At 32.4% G+C, this 24,136-nt stretch carries 19 protein-coding genes; 9 read left to right on the plus strand and 10 right to left on the minus strand.

Going from position 1 to position 24,136, the window contains the following annotated elements; genetic code table 11:
- Positions 1-2 precede the first annotated feature (2 nt).
- The 6 genes from HNP35_RS00990 to gdhA all read right to left on the minus strand — a co-directional run bounded on the left by HNP35_RS00990 (position 3) and on the right by gdhA (position 9,079).
- Positions 3-1,892 carry a PQQ-binding-like beta-propeller repeat protein gene (locus tag HNP35_RS00990; RefSeq protein ID WP_184159321.1) on the minus strand — a complete coding sequence of 630 codons (1,890 nt, stop codon included), beginning with the start codon at positions 1,890-1,892 and terminating at the stop codon, positions 3-5.
- Positions 1,893-2,012: 120 nt separating this feature from the next.
- Positions 2,013-2,726 carry a DNA repair protein RecO gene (gene recO / locus HNP35_RS00995; RefSeq protein ID WP_184159319.1) on the minus strand — a complete coding sequence of 238 codons (714 nt, stop codon included), beginning with the start codon at positions 2,724-2,726 and terminating at the stop codon, positions 2,013-2,015.
- A gap of 90 nt (positions 2,727-2,816) precedes the next feature.
- Complete coding sequence (locus HNP35_RS01000) at positions 2,817-3,848, minus strand: alginate O-acetyltransferase AlgX-related protein (protein ID WP_184159317.1); 1,032 nt, start codon at positions 3,846-3,848, stop codon at positions 2,817-2,819.
- A gap of 3 nt (positions 3,849-3,851) precedes the next feature.
- Positions 3,852-5,288, minus strand: a complete 1,437-nt coding sequence (locus HNP35_RS01005) for an MBOAT family O-acyltransferase (RefSeq protein ID WP_184159315.1) — start codon at positions 5,286-5,288, stop codon at positions 3,852-3,854.
- 37 nt (positions 5,289-5,325) lie between these two features.
- Positions 5,326-7,608: a T9SS type A sorting domain-containing protein gene (locus HNP35_RS01010; protein WP_184159739.1), complete on the minus strand. Its 2,283-nt coding sequence runs from the start codon at positions 7,606-7,608 to the stop codon at positions 5,326-5,328.
- 127 nt (positions 7,609-7,735) lie between these two features.
- Positions 7,736-9,079, minus strand: coding sequence for an NADP-specific glutamate dehydrogenase (gdhA, locus tag HNP35_RS01015; RefSeq protein ID WP_184159313.1), 1,344 nt, complete (start codon positions 9,077-9,079; stop codon positions 7,736-7,738).
- Between the two features lie 322 nt (positions 9,080-9,401).
- On the opposite strand from gdhA, the gene HNP35_RS01020 reads away from it, so the two are divergent.
- The gene (locus HNP35_RS01020; RefSeq protein WP_184159311.1) at positions 9,402-10,193 is read left to right on the plus strand and encodes a THC0290_0291 family protein; all 792 of its coding nucleotides are present in this window, start codon (positions 9,402-9,404) and stop codon (positions 10,191-10,193) included.
- An 80-nt stretch (positions 10,194-10,273) separates the two neighbouring features.
- On the opposite strand, the gene HNP35_RS01025 is transcribed toward HNP35_RS01020, so the two are convergent.
- Positions 10,274-11,416, minus strand: coding sequence for a cystathionine gamma-synthase (locus HNP35_RS01025; RefSeq protein WP_184159309.1), 1,143 nt, complete (start codon positions 11,414-11,416; stop codon positions 10,274-10,276).
- A 104-nt stretch (positions 11,417-11,520) separates the two neighbouring features.
- Between HNP35_RS01025 and HNP35_RS01030 the strand changes: the two genes are divergently transcribed.
- Entirely contained in the window at positions 11,521-12,264 is a 744-nt protein-coding gene (locus HNP35_RS01030) for a DUF3298 and DUF4163 domain-containing protein (protein ID WP_184159307.1), read from the plus strand.
- Positions 12,265-12,369: 105 nt separating this feature from the next.
- Here the strand turns inward: HNP35_RS01030 and HNP35_RS01035 are convergent, their stop codons facing one another.
- The 3 genes from HNP35_RS01035 to HNP35_RS01045 form a co-directional block, all read right to left on the minus strand.
- Complete coding sequence (locus HNP35_RS01035) at positions 12,370-13,515, minus strand: ATP-binding protein (RefSeq protein WP_184159305.1); 1,146 nt, start codon at positions 13,513-13,515, stop codon at positions 12,370-12,372.
- 107 nt (positions 13,516-13,622) lie between these two features.
- Entirely contained in the window at positions 13,623-14,378 is a 756-nt protein-coding gene (locus HNP35_RS01040) for an SDR family NAD(P)-dependent oxidoreductase (RefSeq protein ID WP_184159303.1), read from the minus strand.
- A 122-nt stretch (positions 14,379-14,500) separates the two neighbouring features.
- A complete protein-coding gene (locus HNP35_RS01045; protein WP_184159301.1) occupies positions 14,501-15,376 on the minus strand; it encodes an aldo/keto reductase in 876 nt (291 codons plus the stop codon).
- 212 nt (positions 15,377-15,588) lie between these two features.
- Between HNP35_RS01045 and HNP35_RS01050 the strand changes: the two genes are divergently transcribed.
- The 7 genes from HNP35_RS01050 (at position 15,589) to HNP35_RS01080 (ending at position 24,102) form a co-directional block, all read left to right on the plus strand.
- The gene (locus HNP35_RS01050; protein ID WP_012022804.1) at positions 15,589-16,593 is read left to right on the plus strand and encodes an AAA family ATPase; all 1,005 of its coding nucleotides are present in this window, start codon (positions 15,589-15,591) and stop codon (positions 16,591-16,593) included.
- A gap of 80 nt (positions 16,594-16,673) precedes the next feature.
- Positions 16,674-17,537 (plus strand): DUF58 domain-containing protein, encoded by an 864-nt coding sequence (locus HNP35_RS01055; RefSeq protein ID WP_184159299.1) that lies wholly within the window; start codon positions 16,674-16,676, stop codon positions 17,535-17,537.
- A 64-nt stretch (positions 17,538-17,601) separates the two neighbouring features.
- A complete protein-coding gene (locus tag HNP35_RS01060) occupies positions 17,602-19,236 on the plus strand; it encodes a hypothetical protein (RefSeq protein ID WP_184159297.1) in 1,635 nt (544 codons plus the stop codon).
- A complete protein-coding gene (locus tag HNP35_RS01065; RefSeq protein WP_184159295.1) occupies positions 19,236-20,237 on the plus strand; it encodes a vWA domain-containing protein in 1,002 nt (333 codons plus the stop codon). Before HNP35_RS01060 ends, HNP35_RS01065 begins: the two co-directional genes overlap by 1 nt.
- Before the next feature lie 80 nt (positions 20,238-20,317).
- On the plus strand, positions 20,318-21,352 hold the full coding sequence (locus tag HNP35_RS01070; protein ID WP_184159294.1) for a vWA domain-containing protein: 1,035 nt from the start codon (positions 20,318-20,320) through the stop codon (positions 21,350-21,352).
- 129 nt (positions 21,353-21,481) lie between these two features.
- Positions 21,482-22,258: a tetratricopeptide repeat protein gene (locus tag HNP35_RS01075; protein WP_184159292.1), complete on the plus strand. Its 777-nt coding sequence runs from the start codon at positions 21,482-21,484 to the stop codon at positions 22,256-22,258.
- A gap of 98 nt (positions 22,259-22,356) precedes the next feature.
- Positions 22,357-24,102 carry a BatD family protein gene (locus HNP35_RS01080; RefSeq protein ID WP_184159290.1) on the plus strand — a complete coding sequence of 582 codons (1,746 nt, stop codon included), beginning with the start codon at positions 22,357-22,359 and terminating at the stop codon, positions 24,100-24,102.
- The last annotated feature ends 34 nt before the right edge of the window (positions 24,103-24,136 follow it).

The following is a 24,136-nucleotide window of genomic DNA, read 5'->3' on the forward strand; positions in this document are numbered from 1 at the left end:
TCTTATTTCTTATTGAAGATCTGAATTGACTTATCAGAAACATAAAAAATATTCTGAGTAGCCGGGTCAATCTCATAAAGAGGTTTATTGTTAGTGAAGATGATTTTATCAATCTCTTTTCCGTCAGCTTTACTAACTTTCACTAAAACTTTTTCTCCTGTATCTGCTTTTGCAAAAATATATGAGAAATCTCTGTTTTGTTTCATTGCATTAAAACGAGAATTAAATTTAGCCGCTACAATTCCTAAAGCTGCAGATCCTGCTGCATAAGCTTGTGCTTGATCCTTATTTGTTTGATCTCCTTTTGCAACTGCAGTTCTCAAGTTACCTTCAGAATCACGATATGTCATAGTTAGATCAGCACCTTTAACAGAACTTACTGCAGAACCAACACCTAAACCAATACTTCCAACAATTGCAGCACTTTTAATTAAACGTCTTCCTGTTTCACCTGGTTGGTTGTAAGTTAAATGGTATTTTACAGTTCCATCCATATTAACTCCCATTACTTCAAGCGGTCCTGAAAGCACAACTCCCCAAGGAAACTGCTCGATACTGTTTAATTCTTTTTCTCTTTTGATATTTACTTTAGCAAACGGCTCTGGTTTATCGTCGATGCTTGGATCGAATTTGTATAATTTCTCATCATTATACACTAAGTAAGAATTTGTAGCTTCGTCATAAGTTGGTAAAACTGGACGGCTTTTTTCAAACTTAATATTACGTTTCCAAAGTTTAACTCCAGTCTTATAATCAACCATATTTCCGTAAGTTCCTGTAAGGTACATTACCTTTTCACCAACTTTTCCTAAGTAGTAAATTGGATCTTCTTTATCATCAGAGATTTCGATGAATTTTTTCCAAAGCTTTTCTCCATCTTTGTTGATCAACATCATTTCATTTTCTGCAACATATAAGAAATCTTGACCAATTGGAATTACTCTTTTCAAACCGCCTCCACGAGCATCTTTTTTCCAGATTTTTTCTCCTGTTTTTAAGTCAAAAAAGTTGAAACCGCTATCATGAGCAATTAATAATTTTGTTCCCCAATCTTCTAAATAAACAACATATTTAGTTTTAATAGATTCTTTCCAGATACTTTTTCCGTCTTCTGTACTCAAAACATTAATATATTCTTTAGTTGAAAGAAGTCCAGCAGAATTAACTACGACAATATTTTTATCATTTTGTGTTTCGTAAAATCTTGTGTAATCTTCGTCTGCTTTCCAGTTTAATTTTCCGTTTTCTTTATTAAAAGAGTACAGTTTTCCATAAAGCAAATAATAAACTGTGTTACCATTAATCTTTGCTTTGTTTGTTAAACTTGAAGCTTTAGTTGAAAAGCTTATTAACGATTTTGCTTTATCAACCGTTGTATTCCATTTAATTTCACCAGTTGTCAAATCTAGCAATGCAACTGCCATTTCTCCGTCTTTTTTAAGAGTAAGAAGATATTCGTTGGTTTCAGGAATAAAATCTGATTGAAAAACCCAAAAAGATTCTTTTGAAGAGTTGTAAACAATTTTACCTGAATCGGTATTAATAATCAAATATTTTGAATTGATGTATGCCTCAACATACGGGCTTCCTGGAACTGTAGACAAATCTCTTTTTTCTTTAAAAAGATTTCCAAAATCAGGATCACTTAAGACATCTTTTGAAGTAAGAGTTCCAAAATCTTCTTTTGTTAAAGTCCAAATAACTTTTTTTGTTTCGGGATCTAACCCCTTTACTGTTCCGCCTTCTTTAAAGACAATAACTCCTGTGATTTCGTTTTGAACCAAATCTTGAACAGCATTTTCTGTTGTCACTATTTCATCATATTTTCTTTGGGCAATTGATGAAACCGTTACCGACAGAAGCAAAATAATCGAAAACGTAATTTTCTTCATGGTAGATTTTTTTTAATTATTGGTATTAGATATTAATGAGAATTTGCATTCCAAAACCAAAAATACGGGGGACTTTTTAGTAAAAAAATACTGAGCAAATATATAAAAATAGAAATGTGATTATGAAAAAATTTCTTTCAAAATATCTAAAGATTTTGGCTTCTTAAAACCCTCTAAATGAGCAGAATAATAATCAATCAAAACTTTTAACAATATTTGTCTTTCAATCACATGAAAGACTTTTTGACTATTGTCAAACTTTAAATCAATAAGTTTTTTTAACAAATTGGTTTCGTGTTCAGAAAGTGCATTCGAATTGTGGAAAGCCGTAAAAATTCCTTCGTTGATTTCAAAAAAAGGAAGATCAATATCAGAAAGATCTGGGTAGAAACCGAGGTATTTTGTAATTTCTAAAAGTAAAATTAAATGAAAATTCGAAATTTCGTCGTGATGATCCAACCAGGTCAACGCTGTTTCTAAAAACAAGAAAAGATGTTCGTTTTTTTCTTCTTCCTGAATCGAATAATGAAGCATTTCAGATAAAAACATCACCATTGTACTTTTCACAATATCGGTATGAATACTCTGAAAAGGAACTGCGCTTTTTATTTCTTTAAAATTTTCTAAAGTACCTTTATTTTTATGAACAGCTTCTATTTCTAAAATAGAAAATGGCTGGAAATAGGCTATTTTCTGACTTGCTTTCCTACTCGAAAAAGCATCTCGCACAAAATAAGATTTCAGCCCATTAGAAAGCGTAAAGCATTTCACAATCAAGCTTTTTTCTTGAAATTTTAAAGATGAAATTACTATGGCTTTGGTTTTTACGAGCACAAATTTTTGTTTTTTTGTTTCAGGTTTCAGGTTTCAAGTTTCCAATCTGACTGAAAACTGTGACTGTGACTGAAAACTAAAGAATAGTTATTACTTTATTGCTTTTTTTATTTCATTAGAAATAATTTTAGAAGCGACTGGAGACCAATGGCTGTCATCATAAAAATAAATATCTTTTTCAACTTCTAAATGTGCAGAAAGAACTTTTTTTGAATCAATATATATGTAGTCTTTTTTAAGAGCACTTAGATGATTAAAAAATAATGGCCTCGGAAACTTTGTTTTATCAGCAATATAATCATAGTAAAGATCGTATTTATCGGGAGCTGGCAAAACAATAAGCTTCACTTTTTTACTTTTCAACTTATTCGACAAATCATTTAAAACATCATTTAGCTTTTGAACTACCACCAAATCATTGTTTTCTTTTAGAAAATACAAATCTTTAAATAGAAACAATAAATTATTTTCATTAACACTAAATAAATTATTTTTGTTGAGAACGACATTATAAGCATATCTATTGGACAAATAGTTTTGATCAAAATAATAACGAGCCATTGAAAAAGGAAATTGAACTGTTTTTTTTGAAAAAAAAGGATCTGTATTATCTATTTCAGAAGGTTTATGATTACGAACCAAACTGTCTAATTGAGATGTCATTCTTATTTTCGAAGTATCAATATTTTTTGCACTTAAAGTGAAACTTCTTTCTACATTTTCCAATATCACATATTCAATATTATACTTTTCAAAAAAATCTCCATTTGATAATTCGTATAAGGTTTGAATTTGATTTCCAGAAAGGAATCTATCAATGTATAAAACACTATTTTGCTCTGCAAGATAATTTTTATACCCATAATTATCCTGCTCAGAAAATGAATCTCCAATAATCAGAATTTTTTCCTTTCTGTTTTTTCCTTCTGAATATTTATTAAAGTAAATTTTACGGTTAAATTCATCACGAAATACATTTCTATATTCTTTAAAAACATTCGGAAAACATCCTAAACGAATTAAATCTGGCGATTCGGCGCTACTGTAAAAGAGAAACGTAATTACATAAAGAAATGCGAATGGAGCTATGAAAAAGGATGCTTTAAAAATAATTTTTTTCATAAATTAAAACTGAAAGTAAATAAATTGCTGTTTCTCTCCACTAAATACAAAAATTGCAACTATAATAATATAATAAAATAGATATCTAAGTGGTGATTTCCATCTTACTCTCAGCTTAGCTAAGGCAAACTCTTCCTCTCTTCCTTGCCATTCAATCAAAATAAATAATAAAATTAAAACCAACAGAACTACAGGTGCAATTGTTGGCATTGAAAACAATGAACTCGAAAACATGTGTGAAATATAGTCTATTGCATGTTCTAAATTATTTGCTCTAAAAAATATCCATGCAAAAACTGTTAAACTAAATGTCAAAACTATTTGAAAAACTTCCTTAATACTTGGCAAATATTTACCTTGAGCGACAACATCTAAATTTTTTCGATTTGTATTAAAAATAATAGAAGGCATAATATAAAGCGCATTCAAGAAGCCCCAAACAATAAAAGTCCAATTTGCTCCATGCCAAAATCCGCTTACTAAAAAAATAATAAAGGTATTTCTAATTTTCATCCATACATTTCCTTTACTTCCTCCTAATGGAATGTATAGATAATCTCTAAACCATGTTGAAAGAGAAATATGCCATCTTCTCCAGAATTCTGCAATATCTCTTGAAAAGTAAGGGAAAGCGAAATTTTTCAACAAATCAATACCCAAAAGACGTGCAGCTCCTATTGCAATATCTGAATATCCTGAAAAATCGCCATAAATTTGAAATGAAAAAAATATTGCTCCTAATAAGAGTGTACTCCCAGATTGTTCTGCAGAATCATTAAAAATTGTATTAACGTATTGAGCACATTGATCAGCAATTACAATTTTTTTAAACAATCCCCACAAAATTTGCCTTAAACCGTCTACTGCTTTTTCATAATCAAAAACTCTCTTTTGTTTAATTTGAGGTAATAAATGCGTAGCACGTTCTATAGGCCCTGCAACAAGCAAAGGAAAAAAACTAACGAATAAAGAATAATCAACGATATTCTTCTCGGCAGATATTCTTCCTTTATAAATATCAATTACATAAGACAAACCGTGAAAAGTATAAAATGAAATACCGACAGGCAATAAAACGTCTAATGTCAAAGGATTTATCTGTAAACCAAAATTGGCAACACCTGCTACGAAAGACTCAACAAAAAAATTATAATACTTAAAAATGCCAAGAAAGCCAAGATTTATAGATATACTAAGCCAAAACCAAAATTTTCGCATATTTTGATTAGTAGATTCAAATATCTTAATTCCAGAAAAATAATCTAAAGCAGTAGAAAATATTAATAGAAATAAAAACCTCCAATCCCAACAAGCATAAAAAAAATAACTTGCTAAAAGCAGCAATATGTTTTGAGATCTCAGTGATTTATTTACTACAAACCAATAAAAAATAAAAACTAGTGGTAAAAAAATTGCAAAATTTAGCGAATTAAAAAGCATTAAATAGATTTAGATATCGTGATTTGATTGTTTTTTTCTAACGGATTATCATTACTTTTTTAACTTTGGTTTCGCCACCGTCTTGCGCGGAAATAAAAACCATGTAAACTCCAGAAGCGACTTTGTATTTACCAAAAGCAGTCGTATCCCATTCTACAGTTCCTCCCGAAGAAGTTATTTCGTAAACGAGATTGCCTTCAATATCTGTTATTTTAACATTGGCTTTATCAATTAGACCAGCAACTTTTACCGTTCCCGAATAATTTGGACGAACCGGATTTGGATACACATAAGCGTTACTCAAATCGTCATTTGCCGAAGTTGCTACTCCATTAAACGAAATCATTCCTTTATTGGTTGCGATAAAAACTTCGCCTGTTTTGCCATTTATCTTAATGTCATTGATTACGTTACTTGGTAATGGCGAATTGTTTATGGTAAAATGATATTTCGTTTCCTGACCGTTTGGAGAAACCATAAAAACACCAGAATCTGCTGTTCCGATCCATTTATTATTGGCACCGTCAACTACGATAGAAGTAATAAATTGTTCGTACATTAATTCTTGAGCCAGATTATCTTCCATTATAATTATCGGATTTGCCTTTAATTGGCTATCACCTTGAAAATTTGCAACATTAGACAAAACTCTTAAACCTTTTATAGTTCCAATCCAAAGTTGGTTTTTTGTATCTAATGCAATACTTCTCACATCTGCAACTGGCAAATTTCCAGCATCTGTACCAAAAGTCATTTTTTTGAAAGTGTTGGTAGTTTCATTAAATGCAACAACACCATCTCTATTGGTTCCGATCCATTTTACATTATTACGGTCAACAACTATACTAGAGTAACTATCTGCTTCTGCATTATCCAGAATCGAGGTCATAGCGTAACTTCCCCATTGTCCGTTTGTTTTTAAAACTTTCAAACCATTTTTAATTCGACTATTGGTTACCCAAAGATTTCCTGTTTTATCAAAAGCAGTTGCATTGATACGAACATCAATATAATTTGGCCCCTCTGTGGTAATCGATTCTAATCCGCTGTTTTTTTCATTATATAATAAAGTCGGAACATCGTTTTCTATTTTCAATAATCCTGAGAAAAACGAACTAGCATAAACCAATTTTTCATTGGTTGGATTAACAATAATTCTGGTAATGGATTTCGCCTCAAGAACCTCAGAATAAGGAATATTTAACCAGCCAGAAGTATTGTATTTACTAATTCCGTAACTATCCAAATTGTACGGATCATAAGAAGTATCATAATCCCCGTAAACAGCCCACAAAACATTTGGAGTTGCATCTAAAGAAAAAATATTATTTCGCAACGGTCCCGCTGGTGTACTATTTTCGAAAGTTGACGCATTACTAAGTGACGAAACAAATAATCCTTTTTCTTTTGTTCCGATAAAAAGCTGATCTCCAACAGCAGTCGAACAAGTAAAATTTAAAGTATTATCTAGAACTTGAGTATTTGATATTTGCCTATTTAAAACCAACTGATTGTTATAAACATATACCGTATTTGCAGTTGTTATAAATAGGTTATGATTTTTTGCTCTCATATCTACAGCAGCCTGCGGTAATTGAGAAAAACCCACAAATGTATTTGAACTAAATCTATGAAGATAGCCTGAATCATTAATTGCCAGAAGTTCTGTGTCTAAAGTTTCGACACTAGACCAATTTCCAGAATTTACAACTATCCATTGGTTATAATCTATCAAATTAGCATTATTAATATCTGCTCTTCTTATTCCGCTTGAAGTCGCTGCATATATAAATCCGTTGAAAATTGCAGTTTGTTTTACACTAATTTCAGCTCCATTGTCTCCAATAAAGTAAGTATCACCAAATTTTGAAGTATTCAAATTAAACTGCACAATTCCGAAATCGCACGAAACATAAACCAAACCGTTATATTCCATAAAATGATTGATTTTTTTGAGGTTTGAAGGAAGCTGTTTATTGATAATATCAACAACTTTTAAAATACTTCCGTCTGTTTCATTCACCAAAATCATTAATCCGTTTTCGTAACCAATTATTGTTTTCTTAAACGTTTCACTGTAATAAACCGCCGAAATGGTCTGTCCTGATAAACCATCAACGGTTGTAGTTGTTTTAAGTACATTGGTTGCAATACTTTTGGAAAACAAAGCATTTTCCGAAGCAGCAAAAACGGTTGTTGATGATTCTGAAATATCTTTTATTTCGTTAAACGAAAAATATCCCTGCCATGACAATTTATTCTGCGCCTGAGTAAATTGAAATAGTATTAAAAATAAAACGTAGAAAAAGCTGTTTTTCATCATTTAAAGTATTCGGATAGACAAATATACTACAAACGGAATTATTTACTTTTTGATACAAATAAAAAAGCCTCTAAATTATCTTCAAAAGATAAATAGAGGCTTTCTATATTAAATAAGATGAGTTTTAAACCACACCTTGCGCCAACATAGCATCTGCTACTTTAACAAATCCGGCAATGTTTGCTCCTTTTACGTAGTTTACATATCCGTCTTCTTCGACACCATACTTTTTACATTGATTGTGAATTCCGATCATGATTTCTTTCAATCTCAAATCTACCTCTTCACTAGTCCAATTTAAACGAATAGAGTTTTGAGTCATTTCTAATCCAGAAGCAGCAACTCCACCAGCGTTAGCCGCTTTTCCTGGAGCAAATAAAACTTTATTGTCTAAGAAAAGTTTAATTGCATCTAAAGTTGAAGGCATGTTTGCCGCTTCAGTTACACATAAAACTCCGTTATCAATAAGTTTTTGAGCATCTTCTCCATTCAATTCATTTTGAGTAGCACATGGAATTGCAATATCGACTTTTACTTCCCATGGACTTTTTCCTTTGTGGAAAACAGCATTTGGATATTTCTCTAAATATCTTTCCGCTCTATTATCACCTGTAGCTCTCATTTCTAACATGTGATCGATTTTTTCTCCAGAAATTCCTTCTTCATCATAAATGTAACCGTCAGGACCAGAAATGGTAACTACTTTTCCGCCTAATTCATTTACTTTTAAAGCAACTCCCCAAGCCACATTTCCAAATCCAGAAATAGCAACTCTTTTACCTTTAATTTCTTGACCAATAGTACGAAGCATTTGGTCTGTGAAATATACAACTCCATATCCAGTAGCTTCTGGTCTAATTAATGAACCTCCGTAAGCCAAACCTTTTCCAGTCAAAACTCCAGTAAATTCATTTCTAATTCTCTTGTATTGTCCGAATAAATAACCAATTTCTCTTGCTCCAACACCAATATCTCCAGCAGGAACGTCAAGATCTGGACCAATATGACGGCATAATTCTGTCATAAATGATTGGCAGAAACGCATAATTTCTCCATCAGATTTTCCTTCAGGATCAAAATCAGAACCTCCTTTTCCACCACCCATTGGAAGTGTTGTCAAACTGTTTTTGAAAACTTGCTCGAAAGCCAAAAATTTCAAAACAGATAAATTTACTGTATGGTGAAATCTAATTCCTCCTTTATAAGGTCCAATAGCAGAGTTCATTTGAATTCTAAAACCTCTGTTTACGATAATTTCTCCTTTATCATCTACCCACGGAACTCTAAAAATGATTGATCTTTCTGGTTCAGCGATTCTTAGAAGTATATTTTTACCGTCGTATTTTTTTTTCTCAGAAATAAACGGAATAACTGTTTCTGCAAATTCTCTAACAGCTTGAAGAAATTCTGGCTCGTTTGGATTTTTTGACTCAATAAGAGCCATAAATTCATTTATTTTTTGTTCCATATTTGAAATAAATTATTCAGATAAGTTGATTTATTTTGCTTTTAATTTTAAGAAATAAACGTTTAAGAAAACGTTTTCGTTTCAACAAGCAAAGATATATCAAATTCTGATTCATTGTTATATTTTTCACTTTTTTGAATCGATTTATACATTTTTCAAACAATACAAAAAAATCCATTTTACATGTAGGGGTTTACACGCAAATAACTCCGTAAATGTTAGCAAATTAAGTATTTTGTTACTTATTTTTTAATAGAGCCATTTAATATTTTGAATCGAATATGTTTTTTATATATTTGCCAAGATTTGTAAGCCCTATAAAATGCGTAAACACCTCTTTATCACATTATTTGCCATCTTAAGTATATCAACTGTGGTATCTGCTCAATCAGACCTAGCTCAAGAGATAGGAATATATGCAGGACCTGTGACTTTACAGTCGGATTTTGGCCAGAGAAATAACTTCGATACAAATGCTGGAAACACGGGTTTCGGTATAGGAGTAATGCATTTCATCAACTTTTCTTCTGCAAACAATAGAGAAACTTTCTTTTCAGAACACTTTAAAGTTAGATCGGACTTAACTTTTAGCAGAACAACTTTAAAGCATTTTGGAGAATGGGTCGAAAGAAAACCAGATGGATTATTCGCACAGCAGTTAAAAAAAATGCATGCTAGTTCTACATTAGTAGGTATAGGTTCACAGTTAATATTTCATCCGATTAAAATTCACGATTTCGAAAATACAGTTGGCTCTTTTAGTCCGTACGCGAGTTTAGGTTTTCAAGTAAGCTATTATTCAGCAAAAGTTGGGTCGCATTTAGGAGACATTACGCTTCCGAATGTTACTCCAGGAAAATACTTAACACCTTCTGATGGTCGTGCGCACGGATTTTCTACCGAAACTGGCGTTGTTTTATCTGCAACTGCTGGTATTGGTGTTCAATATAAACTAACAAAAATGAGTGATTTAATGTTTGAAACTCGTTTTCAGATGTACAACTCAGATTGGATTGACGGTTTAAACCCAAACAAAGATCTTTATAAAGAAAACAAATATAATGACTGGCAAGTTTGGTTTAACTTCGGATATATCTATTACTTAGAATTTTAAAAATTAAAAAACAAAATATAAAAAATCCCAAATTCCAAGATTTAAAATTGGAATTTGGGATTTTTTTATTGGAATTTCTCTTAAGCTAAAGCCTGTTCTAAATCTGCAATTAAATCTTCTGCATCTTCAATACCAACACTCAATCGAACTAAATCATCAGTAATTCCAACTTCAGCTCTTTTATCAGCAGGAATAGAAGCGTGCGTCATTAAAGCAGGATGATTCGCTAAAGATTCTACTCCTCCTAAAGACTCGGCCAAAGTAAATACTTTTAGTTTTTCTAAAAAGGCAATTGAATCTTCTTTTTTACCTGATTTAAAATCAAAAGAAACCATTCCGCCAAACGCTTTCATTTGTTTCTTAGCAATTTCGTGAAATGGATGATTTTCTAAACCTGGGTAATAAACCGTTTTAATTTTTGGGTGATTACTCAAATATTCCACCACTTTCTCTCCATTTTCACAATGTCTTTGCACTCTTAAAGCCAAAGTTTTGATTCCTCTTAAAACCAAAAAGCTATCCATTGGTCCAAGTGTTGCTCCAGTAGCAAATTGCTGAAAATGCAATTGTTCTCCAAGTTGTGCATCTTTTACAATTAAAGCTCCCGCAATTACATCAGAATGCCCTCCCAAATATTTTGTTGCAGAATGCATTACAATATCAGCACCCAAATCCAGAGGTTTTTGTAAATATGGCGTTGCAAAAGTATTATCAACCGCAAGAAGAATATTTTTCTCTTTTGTAATTTTTGCTATTTCGGCAATATCAGCCAATTTCATTAACGGATTTGTCGGTGTTTCTACCCAAATTAATTTGGTGTTTTCGTTGATTAAACTTTTAAATTTTGCAATATCAGTCATATCAACAAAATGAAATTTAATTCCAGAATCTTTATACACACGAGAAAACATTCTGTATGTTCCTCCGTATAAATCATCCATTGCAATAATTTCGTCTCCTGCTTTAAATGATCTTAAAATGCAATCAGTCGCTGCAAGACCAGATGAAAATGCTAATCCGCGAGTTCCGTTTTCAATACTAGCCAAAGCTTCTTCTAAAGCCGTACGTGTTGGGTTTGAAGCTCTACTATATTCATAATCTGCCAAAGGTTTTCCCGGACTTGTCTGAATAAAAGTTGACGTTTGATATACTGGCGGCATAACAGCGCCCGTACTTGGATCATGATGTTGTCCACCGTGAATTACTTTTGTATTGAATTTCATATAGTTATAAATTTTAATTCTATAATTGTTTTACAAATTTACCGCTTAATTTATTTTATCGGGATACAACTTCTTACCTTTGTAGATAATTAACACTTTTTGATATGAAAAATTACATATTTATAATCTTATTGTGTTTGATTTTTACAAATTGCAAAAAAGAGCTTTCATTTGAGAATGAAACGTTTGAAGAAAAATCTACTATTCCGTGCAAAAAGGATTGCCCGAATATCGCAATAAAAGTTCCAATTGCTAAAAATATTAAAGTAATATCAGACAGCATCAATAAAAGAGTTTTTGCTGTCATTAAAGAAATTGTATTTTTTGAAGAAGATTCGATAAAAGTTGATGATTACAAAACATTGGCAAAATCTTTTATTGCCTCTTATGAAGAAATGCATCAAAAATTCCCAGAAGACACTTTTGGTTGGGAAGCTAAAATAATTGGCAATGTAGAATTTCAATCTGAACAAATTTTAAACTTAAAAATTGATCATTATACCTTTACAGGAGGCGCTCACGGCTATCAGGGTTATCGCTCTTTATTATTTGATAAAAAAACTGGAAAAGCTATTTTCAACAATCAATTATTTAAGAATGAAAAAGAGTTTAAGGCTTTCGCCGAAAAAGCCTTCAGATCTAAATATAAAATACCTGAAAAAGCAAATATTAACGCCACAGGTTTAATGTTTGAAAATGATAAGTTTCAGTTACCGCAAAATATATTTTACACTGCCGAAGGTTTACTATTATATTACAACTCATACGAAGCTGCATCTTACGCAGACGGTCCAAAAGAGCTTATATTTCCTTATGAAGAAGTAAAAAAGTATCTGAATTTTCAATAAAATCAAACTGAATCTTTGTGGATATACTGGACGTAGACGCACTGCGGTGCGTCTCTACAGAAAAAAATCTTAGAATCTTAGCGTCTTAGCAACTTAGAACCTTTCTCACTGAACATCATACTTCATTTTACGTAAAACTCGCAAAGCTTCTTTAAAAGAAGAATAAACCTGTTTATAAGGTTTCAAAAGTAATTTCGCATCAATTAATTTTTGTCTGGCATCTTCAAAACCATTCAAATAACAAATCATAAAAGTAGAAGGCAAATTTTCTAAATCTTTCATTTCACGATCAGACAATGCAATTTCTTTTTGAAGTTTGCTCAACAATGCCATATTTGAATTATAAATATGATAAAGCATTTTTCTATTGAATTCCGGCGGCTGAAAAAGCATTTGACGGTCTATTTTATAATAACCATTATCAAAGAAATGAATTGTTTGTTCTTCCAGCGGATAATAACTCGTTTTATCATTTAAGCCAAGCGGCACATATTCTGTAATGGTAAAAGTATCGTCATTATATTCAATCGTAACAACATCTTGCGCCGAATAAAAAAGTTTAATTTGTTCATTAATTAATTCGATATCAACACGCGAAAGAAAGGTTTTCTCTCGCATTGTTTTTGGAACTCCAGCCCAGCAAATCACAAACAATTCTTTAAAAACTCGATATTTCGGTGACATATCTTTATGTCTGAAATTCATAAAATCGATAACGCCATCTAAAGTATATTGAATACTATTTCGAGAACTGTTTTCGATTCCAATAACCGTTTCTGTATTTTGATTGTTTTTTTCAATTTCCTCATGTTCTTCCAACGGAATTGAATTGCTACCGCGTCGTATAAAAACACTGTTGGCTAAAATGGTATGAATTCCTTTTTTAAAATATGAGATTTTACTTTTAGGTTTAATGGTAACCAGACCGATTACTTTGTCTTTTGGAAGGTTTGGAAAAGGGACGTTTTCATATTGAATTTTCGGTGGATTTTCCAAAAAAGCATTTACCAAATTCTGAATTCGGCTATCGTCGAAGAAATCATCGCCCACAATTTCATTATCTTGATCTTCTACTCCAACTACGATATAAGAATTATTGTTTGGATTAGAATTGGAAAGTGCACAAATGTGTTTCAAGAACTTTCCTTTTCCTTCTCTGGAATGTAGATTCAACTGCCTTTTTTTATCATAAAAACTGCTTTCGTCATTATGAGCGAGTAGATTTTTAATTAAAAGGCGTTTATTAATCATGTCGATTTTATTTTGCCACGAATTGCACTAATTCGCACTAAATTAATTTATTAAAACTTAAAATTAAAAAAAAGACGCACTACTGTGCGTCTCTACAATAAATTTTATCAAATATTTTTCTTGACAATTGTCGAAGATGCCTGAGCGGTGCTCATAACGACCAAATCGGCAATATTTACATGATAAGGTCTTGAAATTACGAAGTGAATAATATCTGCAATATCTTCAGCTTGCAAAGGATCAAATCCTTTATAAACATTTGCTGCTCTGTCTACATCGCCTTTAAAACGAACTTCGCTAAATTCTGTAGCCACTAATCCAGGATGAATTCCGCCGACCTTAATTCCAAAAGGATTTAAATCGATTCGCATTCCCGCTGTTATAGCATCCACTGCATGTTTAGAACCGCAATACACATTTCCATTTGGATAAACTTCTTTTGCAGCTGTCGAGCCAATATTGATGATATGTCCCGATTGTCTTTCAACCATTTGCGGAATTATCGCTTTTGAAACATACAAAAGTCCTTTTACATTAATATCCATCATAGCATCCCAATCGTCTAAATCTCCATTCTGAATTGGGTCTAAACCGTGAGCATTCCCTGCATTATTAATTAAAACGTCAATTGTCGAAAAGTCGTTTGGCAAAGCGCCAATTTTTTCAAAAACATCTTTTTTATCACGAACATCAAATGCTAAAGAATGAACTTCTGTAAAAGCAGAAAGTTCTTTTTGAAGTTCTTCTAAACGATCTTTACGTCTTCCGCAAAGAATCACTTTATAATTGTTTTTTGCCAAAATCTGCGCAGTTGCTTTTCCAATTCCGCTTGTGGCACCAGTAATTAAAACTGTTTTTTTCATTTTGTTTTTCTTTTTTACCACAGATTAAAATGATTTTTTTAATCTGTGAAAATCATTTTAATCTGTGGCTACTATTTTAGCATTATAAACTGAATACTATTACTGCGACTGAAAACTAAAAATTAAGGCACATCATCGCCCATACTTTCAGTCCAGATTGCAAACCAGTCTTCATTGTCCATATCTAATTCAATTGCTTTTGATAAAGATTGAATTCTGGCAATATTTACAGTTCCGGCAATTGGAATTATTTTTGCCGGATGTTTTAAAATCCATGACAATAAAAGTGTATCAGCACCTAAATGATATTTCTCCAATAAAGTTGAAAACAGTTTTTTTAAACGGCGAGTTTGCTTGGTATCTTCTCTAAAAACAGTTCCAAGCGGGTTCCATGATAACGGACGAATGCCATTCGTTTGCATATAATCTAAACTTCCGTCGGTCATTGCTTCATAATGTGTGGCAGAAAATTGTACTTGATTATAACTCACTTCTGTTTTCTGACGAATTAATTCCGTTTGAGAACTTGTAAAGTTTGAAAGTCCAAAATCAATAATTTTACCTTCACCTTTTAATTTCTCAACTGCTTCAGCAATTTCATCAGCCTGCATTAACGGACTAGGTCTATGTAGTAAAAAAACGTCAACATAATCAGTCTTTAAGTTTTTCAAAGATCCTTCTACAGATTTAATAATATAATCTTTAGAATAATCATAATGTTTGATTTTGTTTTCTGGGCGTTTATCAGCAATCATCTGAATTCCGCACTTGGTAATTAATTGTAATTTTTCACGATCAATTTTACTTGCGTGAAAGGCTTTTCCAAAATCGGCTTCGGTCGTATACGAACCGTAAATATCCGCGTGATCAAAAGTCGTAATTTTGTTTTCGATACTTACTTGTATCATATTTTCCATTTCTTTAGTTGTAAGGTTTTTATCCCAAACTCCCCAATTCATAGTGCCCGAAATTATAGGCGATAAGACTGTTTTGCTCATAATTGTTATGCGTTATTTTTGGTAATAATTATGCCTTTAAAAAACATAATCATCAAAGTTCTTAAAAATATAAAAATAGATTCACAATTAGTCCTTAAAATTAGGTCATTGGTCGAAGTTTTAACCATTCTTTAACATCTTACTTCTTAAAAAATATTCAATTTGCACTCTCAAAAATTAGGCGTAAAAATCAAGGTTTTAAAAATATTTATATGGAAGAAAATACAACGACTTTAGACATTAGAGCGATAAATGAAAAAATTGAAAGAGAAAGTGCTTTTATAGACCTTCTTACAATGGAAATGAACAAAGTTATTGTGGGTCAGAAACATATGGTCGAGCGTCTATTGATTGGATTACTTGGACAAGGGCATATTTTATTGGAAGGAGTTCCAGGTCTGGCAAAAACTTTAGCCATCAATACCTTGTCTCAGGCGGTACAAGGTTCTTTCAGCCGTATCCAGTTTACGCCAGATTTATTACCTGCCGATGTTATCGGAACCATGATTTACAATATTAAAGCAAACGAGTTCTCTATTAAAAAAGGACCAATTTTCGCCAATTTCGTACTTGCCGATGAGATTAACCGTGCTCCTGCAAAAGTTCAGTCAGCACTTTTAGAGGCGATGCAGGAAAAACAAGTTACAATTGGTGACTCCACTTTCAAATTAGATCGTCCGTTTTTAGTATTAGCAACACAAAATCCTGTTGAACAAGAAGGTACTTATGCATTGCCTGAAGCACAGGTTGACCGTTTCATGTTAAAAACTGTAATTGATTATCCAAAAATTGACGAAGAGCGTTTTGTTATCCGTCAGAACTTAAAAGGATCTTATGAGAAAGTAAATCCTGTAGTTTCTGTAGATCAGATTTTACGTGCGCAAGAAGCGGTTCGTGAAGTTTATATGGATGAAAAAATTGAGAAATATATCTTGGATATCATTTTTGCTACTCGTTATCCAGAAAAATACAAATTAGCCGATTTAAAACCGCTTATCAGTTTTGGAGCTTCTCCTCGTGGAAGTATCAACTTGGCTAATGCTGCTAAATGTTACGCTTTCATCAAACGTCGTGGTTATGTAATTCCAGAAGACGTTCGTGCTGTTGTTCACGATGTTCTACGTCACAGAGTTGGAATTACTTACGAAGCAGAAGCAGAAAACATTACTTCTGTAGACATTATCAACAAAATCGTTAACGAGATTGAAGTACCTTAAAAATTTGTTTCAAGTTTCAGGTTTCAAGTTGTTGCAAGACTAACTTGAAACTTTTAAACTTTAAACTTTAAACAAATCAAATGGATACAAAAGAGCTTTTAAAAAAAGTACGGAAAATAGAAATCAAGACGAAAAGATTGAGTAATCATATCTTTTCGGGAGAATACCACTCTTCATTTAAAGGACGAGGAATGACGTTTAGCGAGGTGCGTCAATACCAATACGGAGATGATATTCGTAACATCGATTGGAATGTAACCGCACGCTACAACGAAGCTCACGTTAAAGTATTTGAAGAAGAACGCGAATTGACCATGGTTTTAATGGTCGATATTTCGGGTTCTGAATCCTTTGGTTCTAAAAATCAATTTAAAAAAGACATCGTAACCGAAATTGCGGCAACGATGGCTTTTTCGGCTACACAAAACAACGATAAAATTGGTTTAATCTTATTTTCTGATACTGTAGAATTATATATTCCACCTAAAAAAGGACGTTCGCACGTGCTTCGCATCATTCGTGAATTAATCGAATTTGAACCTAAAAGTCATAAAACAGATATTGCTCAGGCTTTGAAATTCTTATCTGGAACTCAAAAAAAGAAAGCAATCATCTTTATGATTTCCGATTTTATGTCTGATTCTTATGAGCATACTTTAAAAATTGCTTCTAAGAAACATGACATTACTGGAGTTCGTGTTTATGATATGCGTGAAGAAAAAATTCCAAATTTAGGAATGGTTTCTATGCTAGATGCTGAAACAGGAAAAATACAATTGGTTGACACAAGTTCTAAAACAGTTCGTCTGAATTACGAAAAACACTATCAGGAAAAATTAAATTATTTTAAAGATACTTTCCGTAAATCAGGAGCTGGAATTGTTAACACTAGAGTTGACGAAAATTATGTTACTAAACTATTAGGCTATTTCAAATCACGATAAAAATTTGGCAGTTTTGATTAACCCATCAAAAATCGTTAATCTAAAATCTTCAATCGTTAATCAAATGAAATTTAAACTTTATATATTTTTATTACTTTTTTCTACTATGATTTTTGCACAGCAGAAACAAGTAGAAACAAGTATTGACACCACCAAAAACAAGATTGGTGCTGAGTTCAAACTGACCCTAAAAACGGTTGTAACTTCAACATCGAAAGTTGAATTTCCGAAACTTAAAAATATTGGTCCGTTAGAAGTTATTCAATCGTATCCAATTGATACCGTTAAGAAAGACGGAACTTACGAACTTATAAAAAAATATGGTTTAACACAGTTTGATTCTGGTCGTTATACAATTCCGAGTGTCAAAATTTTAATTGACAAAAAACCATTTTTTAGCGATTCTATCAAAGTTGAAGTTGCCAACGTAAAAGTGGATACTTTACAGCAGAAAATGTATGACATCAAAGATATTTCTTCTGTTGATGAAGGAATGGGAAATTGGTGGATTTACGTTTTGATTGTTTTAGCTATCATCGGAATTGGCGCATTCGTTTACTGGTATGTTAAAAAACGTCAGCTAAAAAAGATTGAAGAAGAAGTTTATAAAACTCCTATCGAAAAAGCAACAAGTTTATTAAACAACTTAGAACAAAAAGAACTTGTTCAAAAGGGTGAAATCAAAGAATATTATAGTGAATTAACAGATATTGCGAGAAATTATATTGAAGAAGCGATTCATATTCCAGCAATGGAAAGCACAACTTCTGAATTGATTTCTGCAATTAGAGAAGCTTCGACTAAAAAGAAAATGACGCTGACGCCAGAAACGGTTGAAAATCTAGAACGCGTTTTACGTCAAGCCGATTTAGTAAAATTTGCAAAATCTAAACCACTTGATTTTGAAATTACAGAAGATCGAAACAAAATTCAGAAAGTCATTCTAACACTTGATAATGCAATTCCAACAGAAGCGCCAGAAGATATCGAAGATCAATTATTGAATGAAGCTCAAAGACAAAAGCAAATTAAAGAACAGCTTCGTAAAAAACGCAATGCGAGAATTGGTTATTCTGTTGCAGCTGTAATCTTATTGCTGTTTGTAACTACAACTTATTTTGTGGTTACAAAAGGTTTCACTTACGTGAAAGACAATATAATTGGTCATCCTTCTAAAGAATTATTAGAAGGAGAATGGGTAAAAAGTGCTTACGGAAGTCCAGCTGTTTTGATTGAAACTCCAAAAGTTTTAAAAAGAATGGACACTGAAAAAGTCCTTCCAAAAGAAACTATGGCTTTAATAAAAGAGATGCAACTTTTCACATACGGAAGCATGATTGATAATTTCTATATCACTGTTTCTACAGCCAAATTTAAACAGCCAACTGATATAGATTTAGCAAAAGCTCTTGAAGGGTCATTAAAAGTAATGGAAGCTCAAGGCGCACAAAATATTATTGTAAAACAAGAAGATTTTCAAACAAACGAAGGTATTCAGGGAGTTAAAGGTTATGGAACAATGTCTATTCTAAATCCTGCAACAAAAACAAGTGCAAAAGCATATTATGAATTGTTGCTTTTCAAACAAGATCAAGGTTTACAGCAAATCATGATTTTGCATGAAGAAGGCGATACATATGCAAACGACATTACAACTCGAGTATTAAATTCTGTTGAACTTCAAAGAGCAAACAACTAATGAGTAAAATGAGTTTTTTAAATCCAGAATTTCTTTGGTTGTTTCTATTGATTCCGATTGCCATAATTTGGTTTTTCTGGAAACGCAACCAGCAGTCGGCTACTTTAAAAATGAGTTCGACAGCAGGTTTCAAGAACAGCGAATCTTTATTAACGAAATTAAAACCCGCCTTATACGTTTTCAGAATCTTGGCTTTATGTTCTTTGATTATTGCATTGGCACGACCAAGAACAGTAGACATTAGCAATCAGACTAAAACAACAAAAGGAATTGATATCGTAATGGCAATTGACGTTTCTGGATCTATGTTGGCAAAAGATTTGAAACCTAATCGTATGGAAGCTTTGAAAAGAGTAGCCGCCGATTTCGTTGAAGAAAGGCCAAATGACAGAATCGGATTGGTTTTGTATGCTTCTGAAGCTTATACCAAAACTCCAGTTACAAGTGATAAAGCAATTATTTTGGAAGCTATAAAAGGCATTAAATACGACACAACATTACAAGACGGAACTGGAATTGGAATGGGATTGGCAACTGCTGTAAACCGTCTTAAAGATAGCAAAGCAAAAAGCCGAGTAATCATTTTAATGACCGATGGAGTTAATAATGCCGGTTTTATTGAACCTGAAACAGCTTCTGACATTGCAAAACAATACGGAATTAAAGTATACACTATTGGTATTGGAACTAACGGAATGGCAGAATCTCCATTTCAGTATGCTCCAGACGGACGTTTGATGTTTAAAATGCAGAAAGTAGAGATCGACGAAAGATTAATGAAAAGCATCGCTCAAAAAACAGATGGAACATATTTTAGAGCTACAAGCAACGATAAATTAGCACAGATATACAATTCAATCAATAAATTAGAAACAACAGAAATCCAAGAATTAAAATTCTATGATTATGATGAAAAGTACAGAATTTTTGTTTTGTTTGCAGCCTTTTTATTATTGCTTGAAGTTGGATTAAGAAATACAGTTTATAGAAGCTTTATTTAATATTTTAGTCGCAGTCACAGCTTACAGTTTACAACTGAATACTGCGACTGAGAATTGCGACTGAGAACTAGAATTAAAAAATGGAATTAGACGAAAAAAAATATTTATATCTCCTAATACTAATCCCTATTGTGGTGTGTATTTTTCTTTTCAATATGTATTGGAAAAGAAGAACACAGCGTGAATTTGGTGATTTAGAAATGGTAAAAAGATTGAGTCCAGAGAAATCGGTTTTTAAACCTGTTTTAAAAATTGTTGTAATTCTTCTGGCACTTACCTGCTTAATTATCGGTTTGGTAAATCCGAAAATTGGAACCAAAATGGAGACCGTAAAACGAGAAGGTATTGATATTGTTTTTGCTGTCGATGTTTCTAAAAGTATGCTTGCCGAAGATGTCGTACCAAGCCGTTTAGATAAAAGTAAACAATTGGTTTCGCAAATCATCAACAACTTAGGAAGTGATAGAATTGGTATTGTTGCCTACGCAGGAAGCGCTTTTCCTGTTTTACCAATCACATCAGATTACAGTGTTGCTAAGATGTTTTTGCAAAGTATGAGTCCAGGCATGGTTTCTTCTCAAGGAACATCTCTCGATGAAGCCATTAAATTGTCTTCGACTTATTTTGATGAAAAAAGCAAAACCAGCAAATTATTAATCTTGATTTCTGATGGAGAAGATCATTCTGAAGGCGCAGCTGCAGCAGCAGAAGAAGCTAACAAATTAGGAATGAAAATCATTACAATCGGTGTTGGAACAGAAAAAGGAGGAACAATTCCGTTAAAAGAAAATGGTGTTGTAAGAGGCTATCAAAAAGATCAAAACGGAGAAACGGTAATCACTAAACTAAACCAAGAAGGTTTAAAAACAATTGCCAAAGCAACAAAAGGCGGTTACGTTTACGGCGGAAGCACAAAAGAAGTATTAGAATACGTAAAAAATGCATTGAACAATATTCAGAAAACAGAATTTGAGGCAACACAAATGGCAGAGTTTCAATCGCAATTTCAATGGTTTATCGGGTTTGCTTTTTTATTGCTGTTTATTGATATTTTCTTATTAGAAAGAAAAACAAACTGGATCAAAGAGTTGGATTTATTTAATGAAAAGAAATAAAAAAAGTTAGCCACTAATTACCCGAATTTACACGAATAACAAATTGTTTAATTTGTGAAATTCAAATAAGAAATAAAAAAAAATTAGTGTCAATTAGTGAAATTCGTGGCGAAAAAAAACAAAATTAGAATGAAAAATTTACTTCTTTATATCTTATTAACGGTTTCTTTTGCAGTTTCTGCACAAGAGAAAGACAAAACATTGCCTGCTGCGAATGAAGAATATAAACAGAATAAATTTGTTGATGCTGAGGCAAACTATAGAATTTCGGAATCTAAATTTCCAAAAAGATCTGCGGCGCCATACAACTTAGGAAATACTATTTATAGACAGAATCAAATTTCGGAAGCTAAATTTGCTTACGCGAAAGCGATAAAAAATGCCAAAACAAGACCTGAAAAACATAAAGCTTTCCACAATCTTGGAAACGTTTTCATGAAAGAGAAAGATTATACGCAGGCGGTTGAAGCATACAAACAAGCTTTACGCAATGATCCGACAGATGATGAAACGCGTTATAATTACGCTTTAGCCAAACAAAAGCTTAAAGAAAATCCTCCGAAAAACGATAAAAACAAAGACAAAAATAAGGACAAGGACAAAGACAAGGATAAAAATAAAGATAAGAACAAGGACAACAATAAAGACAAAGATAAAGACAAAGATAAAGACAAGAAAGACGACAAAGGAGATAAGGATAAGGATAAAAAGGATGGCAAAAACGATCCTAAAAAAGACGACAAGTCTGATAATAAAGGAGAGCCAAAACCACAGCCTGGAGGAATCTCGAAAGAACGCGTTCAGAACTTGTTAGATGCAGTTAATAATGAAGAGAAGAAAATTCAAGATAAAGTTAACGCACAAAAAGTAAAAGGAAGTCCTAAGAAATCTGAAAAAGACTGGTAAAATTTGGTTAATCGTTTAACCGTTAATTTGTTTAAAACAATACGATAGAACAAAATAACGTTTAAACGATTATACATTAAAAAACGATTAAACATTAAATGAAAAGATATTTAATTCTATTTCTAATCACATTTCAAGGACTTATGGCTCAAGTACAATTTGAAGCCAGAGTTAGCAAAAATACACTTGGAGTAAACGAAAGACTTCGTATAGATTTCATTATGAATGTTGACGGAGATAACTTCGAACAGCCTTCTTTTGAAGGTTTTAGAATGGTTGCCGGACCAAGCCAGCAAATCAGCCAGTCTTGGGTAAATGGACGAAGCTCTTTTCAAAAAATATATTCTTATATCTTACAGCCTGAAAGAAAAGGCGCGATAATGATTAAACAGGCCGCTATAGAATATAACGGTCAAGTTTACAAAACCAATCCGATAAAAGTTACGGTTACCAATGCCGTTGCTCAAGAAAGAGATCCAAACGACAGACCTCCAGGATCTCCAAATGAATTATTGACTTTAGTTGCAGAAATTTCAAAAACGAATCCGTATTTAAATGAGCCTATTACAGTAGTTTACAAATTATACTTTAATAATATTGGAGTAAACCGTTTTAAAGAGCTTGCAAAACCTAAATACAATGATTTCTGGAATCAGAATATCGAAATTAAACAATTACAGATCGAAGAAGGAAATTATCAAGGTCAGAGATGTTATTCTGTAATCTTGAAAAAGGCCGTTTTATATCCGCAAAAATCTGGAAGATTAACAATTGATCCTCTTTCATTAGATCTTGAAATAGAAATGGCTACCAATCGTCGTGATATGTTTGGTCAAATGATTACGACACAAGGCAACAAAGTAGTTTCTGCCGGGGCTAAGACAATCAATGTAAAACCGCTTCCTGAAAGCAGTAAACCAGAAGGATTTACAGGCGCGGTTGGAAAATTGAATTTTACGGTTACTCCATCAAAAACAACACTTAAAAATGGTGAAGGACTAGATTTAATCGTAAGCGCACAAGGAACAGGAAACATGAAGCTATTTACGCTTCCAAAACCAGTTGTTCCAAATGCGTTAGAAATGTACGATCCTGTTCATGATGAAAGTGTTACGACTTCACTTGCTGGAATGTCTGGAAGAATTACAGATAAATATACAATCGTTCCGCAATACAGAGGAAAATATGCCATCAAACCGATGCAGTTTTCTTATTTCGATTTGAATACAGGTTCTTACAAAACCATTACATCAAAAGAAATTATGATTGACGTTTTAGATGGTCCAACGCCTGCTGAAGCAAACACAGGATCGACACCTAAAAATGCAACTGCTCAAACGGATCATTTCAAAAACATTAAATCTAAAACAGCTTTAATTCCGATTGCTAAAAAAGAGTTTTATGGTTCTGATTTGTACTTAGGATTATTGTTTGCTCCTTTTGTGATTATTCCGCTTATTATTTTAGCGAAGAAAAGAAAAGAAGCTATTGACAGTGATGTTACTGGAAATAGAATTAGAATGAACAATAAATTGGCTAAGAAATATTTATCGCAAGCGAAGAAACATCTTAACAACAAAGAGCCTTTCTATATTGCATTAGAAAAAGCGATGCATAATTTCTTAAAAGCGAAATTGCATATTGAAACTTCAGAAATGAGTAAAGACAATATTAGAGAATTATTATTGTCAAGAAATGCCAATGCAGAAACAGTTCAGAATTTTATAACTCTAACGGAAAACTGTGAATTTGCACGTTATGCTCCAGCTTCTAGCGCTTCTATTCAGCAGGATTATGACAAAGCAGTATTGATAATTTCTGAATTGGAAAAACAGATTGTTTAAATTTAACTTTAAAATCAAACCTAACAGGTTTTAA

This window comes from Flavobacterium notoginsengisoli, assembly GCF_014207905.1.
Taxonomy (GTDB): domain Bacteria; phylum Bacteroidota; class Bacteroidia; order Flavobacteriales; family Flavobacteriaceae; genus Flavobacterium; species Flavobacterium notoginsengisoli_A.

What these genes read in the sequence shown, in the direction of transcription:
- HNP35_RS00990 (WP_184159321.1), bottom strand. Translation starts at nt 1,892, where the DNA reads ATGAAGAAAATTACGTTTTCGATTATTTTGCTTCTGTCGGTAACGGTT.
- HNP35_RS01000 (WP_184159317.1), bottom strand. Translation starts at nt 3,848, where the DNA reads ATGAAAAAAATTATTTTTAAAGCATCCTTTTTCATAGCTCCATTCGCA.
- HNP35_RS01005 (WP_184159315.1), bottom strand. Translation starts at nt 5,288, where the DNA reads ATGCTTTTTAATTCGCTAAATTTTGCAATTTTTTTACCACTAGTTTTT.
- HNP35_RS01010 (WP_184159739.1), bottom strand. Translation starts at nt 7,608, where the DNA reads ATGAAAAACAGCTTTTTCTACGTTTTATTTTTAATACTATTTCAATTT.
- gdhA (WP_184159313.1), bottom strand. Translation starts at nt 9,079, where the DNA reads ATGGAACAAAAAATAAATGAATTTATGGCTCTTATTGAGTCAAAAAAT.
- HNP35_RS01020 (WP_184159311.1), top strand. Translation starts at nt 9,402, where the DNA reads ATGCGTAAACACCTCTTTATCACATTATTTGCCATCTTAAGTATATCA.
- HNP35_RS01025 (WP_184159309.1), bottom strand. Translation starts at nt 11,416, where the DNA reads ATGAAATTCAATACAAAAGTAATTCACGGTGGACAACATCATGATCCA.
- HNP35_RS01030 (WP_184159307.1), top strand. Translation starts at nt 11,521, where the DNA reads ATGAAAAATTACATATTTATAATCTTATTGTGTTTGATTTTTACAAAT.
- HNP35_RS01035 (WP_184159305.1), bottom strand. Translation starts at nt 13,515, where the DNA reads ATGATTAATAAACGCCTTTTAATTAAAAATCTACTCGCTCATAATGAC.
- HNP35_RS01040 (WP_184159303.1), bottom strand. Translation starts at nt 14,378, where the DNA reads ATGAAAAAAACAGTTTTAATTACTGGTGCCACAAGCGGAATTGGAAAA.
- HNP35_RS01045 (WP_184159301.1), bottom strand. Translation starts at nt 15,376, where the DNA reads ATGAGCAAAACAGTCTTATCGCCTATAATTTCGGGCACTATGAATTGG.
- HNP35_RS01050 (WP_012022804.1), top strand. Translation starts at nt 15,589, where the DNA reads ATGGAAGAAAATACAACGACTTTAGACATTAGAGCGATAAATGAAAAA.
- HNP35_RS01055 (WP_184159299.1), top strand. Translation starts at nt 16,674, where the DNA reads ATGGATACAAAAGAGCTTTTAAAAAAAGTACGGAAAATAGAAATCAAG.
- HNP35_RS01060 (WP_184159297.1), top strand. Translation starts at nt 17,602, where the DNA reads ATGAAATTTAAACTTTATATATTTTTATTACTTTTTTCTACTATGATT.
- HNP35_RS01065 (WP_184159295.1), top strand. Translation starts at nt 19,236, where the DNA reads ATGAGTAAAATGAGTTTTTTAAATCCAGAATTTCTTTGGTTGTTTCTA.
- HNP35_RS01070 (WP_184159294.1), top strand. Translation starts at nt 20,318, where the DNA reads ATGGAATTAGACGAAAAAAAATATTTATATCTCCTAATACTAATCCCT.
- HNP35_RS01075 (WP_184159292.1), top strand. Translation starts at nt 21,482, where the DNA reads ATGAAAAATTTACTTCTTTATATCTTATTAACGGTTTCTTTTGCAGTT.
- HNP35_RS01080 (WP_184159290.1), top strand. Translation starts at nt 22,357, where the DNA reads ATGAAAAGATATTTAATTCTATTTCTAATCACATTTCAAGGACTTATG.